Genomic DNA, 5728 nt, shown 5'->3' with positions numbered 1-5728 from the left:
TCTTCATTTTCCAGGCTTCCCAGTTGGATGCAAAGATAGCGTATTGCAGTTATATCCGGAGGGGTAACAGGTTCAGGTATACATCCCGGATGCGTATTTCCCGGAGAATTAAAACCCCTTTAAAATTTGTACATTCGCTTATGCGTTTGATAAAAATACTTGTGCTGCTCGGAGCTTTTTTGACGGCTTCTTGTGGCGAAAGGGGGCAGCAGGAAGATACCGTGACTACAGTGATTCAGGTTGATGTTGAACAACTTCCTAAGCGCAGTGTCATTAACGCCCGTGCCGCAGCCATCCTCAAGGATTGGACTGAATTTCAGGAACTCGAAACAAGCATTGACGCGCTATATCGCGTAGAAAATAACGAGGACCTTATCCTGGCAGTGGAAGAAATCATCAACAGGCAAAATGAACTCGAAGCTTCTGAATATCCGGAACCTTTTGACATCCCCCAGGTGAAAAGCCGACAAAAAGTCTTTAAGACCTTCCTGTTGAAATTAAAGGCGGCCTCCGAGTACCGCACCGAAGTGATCCCCCCGGCCAAAGAAATGCTTGAAGCCTACAATGACTTCCGGGAACAATTCAATATCGTTGCAAGCGATACACTTGACCTTGATTTATTATTAGATGAATAGAATACTCCTCCTCCTGTTACTGACCTGCATCTTTGGCCTACGCGCCCAGGATAGCCAGAAAGTCAAGATCCATCAGGTACTTGATCAGTGGCATCAGGCTGCTGCCAATGCCGAGTTTGAAACCTACTTTGGACTGATGGGAGATCAAAGCGTCTTTATCGGTACAGATGCACTGGAAAACTGGCAGCGTAAAGCTTTTGAAGACTTTTCCAAACCCTATTTTGACGAGGGAAAAGCCTGGGCCTTCAAGGCCAGGGAACGTAATATCTATCTTGCTGATAATGGTAATTTTGCATGGTTTGATGAACTGCTGGATACCTGGATGGGTACCTGCAGGGGTTCCGGGGTGCTGGAGAGAAAAGCAGGTTCCTGGAAGATCAGGCACTACGTGCTTTCCCTGACCATCCCCAATGAGGAAATCCAGGCCGTTATTGGGCTAAAAAAGAAGAAAGACAGCCTTATCCAAACACAAATACAGCGGAATTGGTAGGCCATTTCGATAATTTATAAAAAGCCAAGAACATGAAGTACCGAGCCATTCTCATTTTACTCATAGTACTCTCCTTGTCGTGCCGACAAGAACCGCCAAAGGACATTTCTGACGTTGATTTCTATACCACAGAACTTTTCCGGGAAGTCCAGACCCAGGCGATCTTTAAGGACTCAAAGACCTTTCCTGACCTGGTGCCCATGGCACCGTACTCTGAGATCGTGGCCAAATATGAATTGGAAAAGGAGCGTGCGGATTTCAACCTCAAAGCTTTTGTAGAGGATAATTTCAGCGACCAGACAACAGCCGTACTTTCTTTTGAGACCGATACCACAAAAAACATGTACGAGCACATCAGCAGTATCTGGAGCAAACTTAGCAGGGGCCCTGACCAGGTGATCCCCTTCTCCTCAAGGATCCCCCTGCCCAATTCCTATGTGGTCCCCGGTGGACGGTTTAAAGAGATCTACTACTGGGACAGCTATTTTACTATTGAAGGCCTGCTGGTGGATGATGAAGTGGACCTTGCCAGTGACATGGTAGCTAACTTCAGCCACCTGATCGATTCCATTGGTTTTATCCCTAACGGGACGCGAAACTATTACCTTACACGTACCCAACCCCCTTTCTTCAGTCTGATGGTCGATGCGCTTTCAAGAAAAGACAGTACCACGGCACGTGGATTCTTCCCCAGCCTGGTAAAGGAATACAACTTTTGGATGAAGGGTAAGGACAGTATCACTGAAGAAGCAGGGACCTATCGCTACGTGGCTCGGGTGGCAGACACACTCCTCCTCAACCGCTATTGGGACATGGGAACATCACCCAGACCAGAAGCGTACAAAGAGGACCTGCATTTGGCAAGTGAGTTGGGTACAATGGAGGAAAAAGAGGCCCTCTATGTTAACCTCAGGGCGGCAGCTGCCTCGGGCTGGGATTTTAGCAGTCGCTGGTTCCTGACAGATGATTTTGCCTCCACAGCCACCTCCCGGATCATCCCGGTGGACCTTAATTGCCTGATGTATTTCATGGAAATGGAGATCGCAGAAGGATACGGACAAGATGGGGACGCAGAAATGCACGGTCATTATGAGCAGTTGGCTGCCAAACGCGCAGAAGCGGTCCGCACCTTGTTCTGGAACCCGGACATGAAGTACTTTTATGACTATCATATCGATTCCCGAGCAACCATGGGACAGCTTACCCTGGCAGGGGTTTTTCCCCTGTATTTCAAATTGGCGACCACGGAACAGGCGCAAGGTGTCCGCGACCGGTTAATGGAAGATTTCCTGAGGGATGGTGGACTGTTAACCACCCTGAAGGATTCCGGTCAGCAATGGGATGCCCCTAACGGATGGGCGCCACTGCAGTGGATCGCTGTCAAAGGACTCCTGAATTACGGGTATACGGAAGAGGCGAAAACCATAATGATAAGCTGGCTTGCCCTTAATGAACGGGTATATGAGAATACGGGCAAGATGATGGAAAAGTATAATGTTGAAGACATTAGCCTGCTTTCCGGGGGAGGCGAATACGAAACCCAGGACGGTTTTGGTTGGACCAACGGTGTAGCCCTCGGTTTCCGTGAAATTTTACAGGAACTGGGTGCCCCTGTGAAGGAAATTGCTAATTAGTTCTTGTTCTCTTCCGGGCTCTGTTTCCTGGATTCCAGGGCCTGCTTACTCAGGCTGGCCAGGTTGAAATTGGGATCGATCTTCAAGGCTTCATCGATGGTAGCGATGGCCGTATCGATGTTATTGTGGTCCATATTGTACTGGGCCAGGCCTTTCAGGTGGATTAAGGCGGCTTTTAACGGCACCTCATAAGGTTGCTGCCGCTCATAGAAAGCATACTTCATGTCAGCTGTGGCATTGGCAATACCGTAATCGATGTTTGTAGTAGCCCCTTCATTATCTCCTACCTGTATTTTTAAATCCGCTATTTCATAGGCCAAATAGGCATTGGGATTCCTTTGGAAGAGGATCTCGAAATGCTCAATAGCCCTTTTTGGCTGGTTAAGCGCTTTCAGGGATACCGCTTTGACCTGCACGGCGAGGTCAGAATCCGCTTCATTTTTTTCAATGCTCTGCAGGGTGTTCAGGGCCTGCATGTGCTTATTACTGTTCGCATAAACATACGCCAGTGTGTCCCTCCTCTGCGGAGTGGGATCCAATACATTCAAATGGGTCAGGGCATTGATTACCCCGTTCACATCCCCCTGCAACCGCATTTGTTTATAAAATGCCTTGTAATGGGCTATCATTTCACTTTTATCCTGGGCTTGTACAGTTAGCCCCGCAATAAATACCAAAAGGAAAAAAATCCGCTTCATCGTCCTGATTTTAGAGTGGGCCAAAACTAAGATATTTTTTTGGGTATTGCGATAGGGAAACTCTTAAAAACGGGAGGGAACAGGTTAAAATTCCATGGATTATCCCCAAAGGATCAACCTACAATATCTGTGGTAAACACAAATCCCTTTTCCAGCAGCCGTTCACTTTTAACCTTTTTTCCTTCTTTTCCATCAACAGCATCGAAATATTCGGGAACCGGCAACCCTCTTTTTAAGCACTCAGAGGTGTAGTAGGCAGCCTTGCTGGGATAAGCAGGGTACACGGCATTAAATACCGTATTCCACCAATCCTTCTCAATGATGGAAATAAGTATGCGCAGGCAATCGTCCAGGTGGATGAGGTTAACAGGATGGTCTCCATTTTTTAGTCCTTTCCTGCCCGATAGCTGGTTGGCAGGATGTCTTTTGGGTCCGATAAGCCCACCGAAGCGCACTACAGTAGTGTGAAGATCAGGGTCTGCAAGTAGCAACTGCTCTGATTCCAGCAATTGTCTGCCACTTTCGGAATTGGGCTGGGGAGGGGTGGTCTCCCTTACCTCACCGGGGAGGGCCCCATAAACTGAAGTGCTGCTTACAAATATCACTTTGTGTACCCCCGAGACCTTTAGGTGCGACTTAAGCCTCTTAATTTTAGCGACATAGTTTTCTGGGCTGTCCGACCTAAGTTTTGGAGGAATATTAATAACCAGTATTTCCAGGCCATTAAGGAATTCGTCGATTGGACCATGAACTTCCTTCTCATCCAGTTGAATCAGGTAAGGGTCAATCCCTTTGGATTCCAGTTGGCCCAGGCGTTGCTCCCGGGTAGTAGTGCCCTTTATTTTGTAGTTGCGTTCCGCGAGAGCTTCCCCTAGCGGAAGGCCCAGCCATCCACAACCCATGATCCCGATGGTCCTAGTCAAAAGAAATAGTTTTGGTTACCAAAATCGCGTCATTCAGCACAAAGGGCATAGGGATAAGGTGTTGCGGGCGGGGGGGCACAGAAAATAACTCATGAGTCAACAAGTCGTTAGAGGCCTCGTATAAAGTGAGTTCCAGCTTTTCATCTATTGGGAAGGCCAGCTTGAGGTGGGTGGGTTCATTGTCACTAATATAGTGCGTGATCAGTTTTCCCCTTGGTCTGCGTTCGAGGTAAAATTCTGACAGAACAATATCATTAACCACTGCCGAGCTCAGGGAAATAGCGTTGGTGAAAACCTCTAAACGGTTGACGGACCGCTGGGGTTGCACCTCAAGCTCAATAATACGTTCCACGCCTATCAAAGTATCCAGATATACCTGTATTTCCGGACCCTTAACTGTTTTGAGGGCAGCATTTGCGACATAAGAGAAGCCCGTACTGTATTTACTGCTCAGCGTTTTATCTCCAAGTTTTTTCGGCCTCACAGGGTCAGGTCCCAGATATTGGGAGGTCCATGAAGAAGGTACTTTTTCATAGGTCGCCCATTGGGCAGTGTTCTCATCTTCATCGAGCACATAGAGCAGGCTGCTGGGTTTGGGGTTATCCGCATCAAACCCTTTAGTGAAGTGAGCATCAAACAGAAAGCCTATAAACAGCAGGAAGAAAAAGGCCGCCAGTCCCCTTTTTATTTTAAAGTATCCAAACAGCGGGAGCAATAGAAAGAAGATCAGGGAAACCAGAGCCGTTGCTGCCACCATCATTTTTAATCCAAGCCCTACCGGAAACATCTTTACAAAAGGTGCAAACATCACCAATGCAGGCAGACCCAGGAAGGCAAGTAAATATGCACTGGGCGCTTTTTGCTGGCTTACGATGAGCAAGCCCACCAGCAAGGCATACACAGGGACAATAAAAAAACTTGCCCCCGGCAGGTAATTCGCCAGCAAACCGCAGATAAGCAACCAAAGAAAAGCAGGTGCTACGAGCAAATCTCCCACACCTATGTTTTTGAATTTATGGTATACCAGGAAACACACCCCAAGGGAGAAGTAGACAAAGGCTGCAATGTAGGCATGACCGTTATAAGGGAAGCCATGGAGGATATCCTGATATTCCGGATAGATCCAGCGTAATACTGACCAGCTGAAATACCCTGCCACACCATTGATAAGCAGGACAAGGAACATGGGCAGGAACCCTTTGGCTATATTTTTCCAGGAAAGCTGCTTCTTCCTTATTCCATTGAATACAATCCCCAGAAAAGTAAGAAGGGCTAATATGAACATGGGCCAGATCCATTCAAAAGGATAGGATACCAGTCCGTAGAGGGGTACGTTGAAGTAATTCAG

At 47.5% G+C, this 5728-nt stretch carries 5 protein-coding genes and 1 pseudogene; 3 read left to right on the top strand and 3 right to left on the bottom strand.

Going from position 1 to position 5728, the window contains the following annotated elements; translation table 11 throughout:
* The 3 genes from AC4E7D_RS10860 to AC4E7D_RS10850 all read left to right on the top strand — a co-directional run.
* On the top strand, nt 1-635 hold a 635-nt coding region (locus AC4E7D_RS10860; protein WP_490173818.1), incomplete at its 5' end, for a hypothetical protein.
* Nucleotides 628-1125 carry a nuclear transport factor 2 family protein gene (locus tag AC4E7D_RS10855; protein ID WP_490173817.1) on the top strand — a complete coding sequence of 166 codons (498 nt, stop codon included), beginning with the start codon at nt 628-630 and terminating at the stop codon, nt 1123-1125. The genes AC4E7D_RS10860 and AC4E7D_RS10855, both read left to right, overlap by 8 nt.
* Before the next feature lie 32 nt (nt 1126-1157).
* The gene (locus tag AC4E7D_RS10850; RefSeq protein WP_490173816.1) at nt 1158-2759 is read left to right on the top strand and encodes a trehalase family glycosidase; all 1602 of its coding nucleotides are present in this window, start codon (nt 1158-1160) and stop codon (nt 2757-2759) included.
* Here the strand turns inward: AC4E7D_RS10850 and AC4E7D_RS10845 are convergent.
* From AC4E7D_RS10845 to AC4E7D_RS10835, 3 genes and pseudogenes are all read right to left on the bottom strand, one after another.
* Nucleotides 2756-3457, bottom strand: a complete 702-nt coding sequence (locus AC4E7D_RS10845) for a tetratricopeptide repeat protein (RefSeq protein ID WP_490173815.1) — start codon at nt 3455-3457, stop codon at nt 2756-2758. The genes AC4E7D_RS10850 and AC4E7D_RS10845 overlap by 4 nt on opposite strands.
* Nucleotides 3458-3570: 113 nt before the next feature.
* Nucleotides 3571-4380 carry an NAD-dependent epimerase/dehydratase family protein gene (locus AC4E7D_RS10840; RefSeq protein WP_490173814.1) on the bottom strand — a complete coding sequence of 270 codons (810 nt, stop codon included), beginning with the start codon at nt 4378-4380 and terminating at the stop codon, nt 3571-3573.
* Nucleotides 4373-5728 (bottom strand): annotated as a pseudogene (locus tag AC4E7D_RS10835) (peptidase M28); the annotation flags it as partial. The pseudogene AC4E7D_RS10835 and the gene AC4E7D_RS10840, both read right to left, overlap by 8 nt.

The organism is Lentiprolixibacter sp. (genome assembly GCF_982873095.1).
The sequence above is the reverse complement of the archived record's forward strand: the minus strand, read 5'-3'. Positions and strand labels throughout refer to the sequence as shown.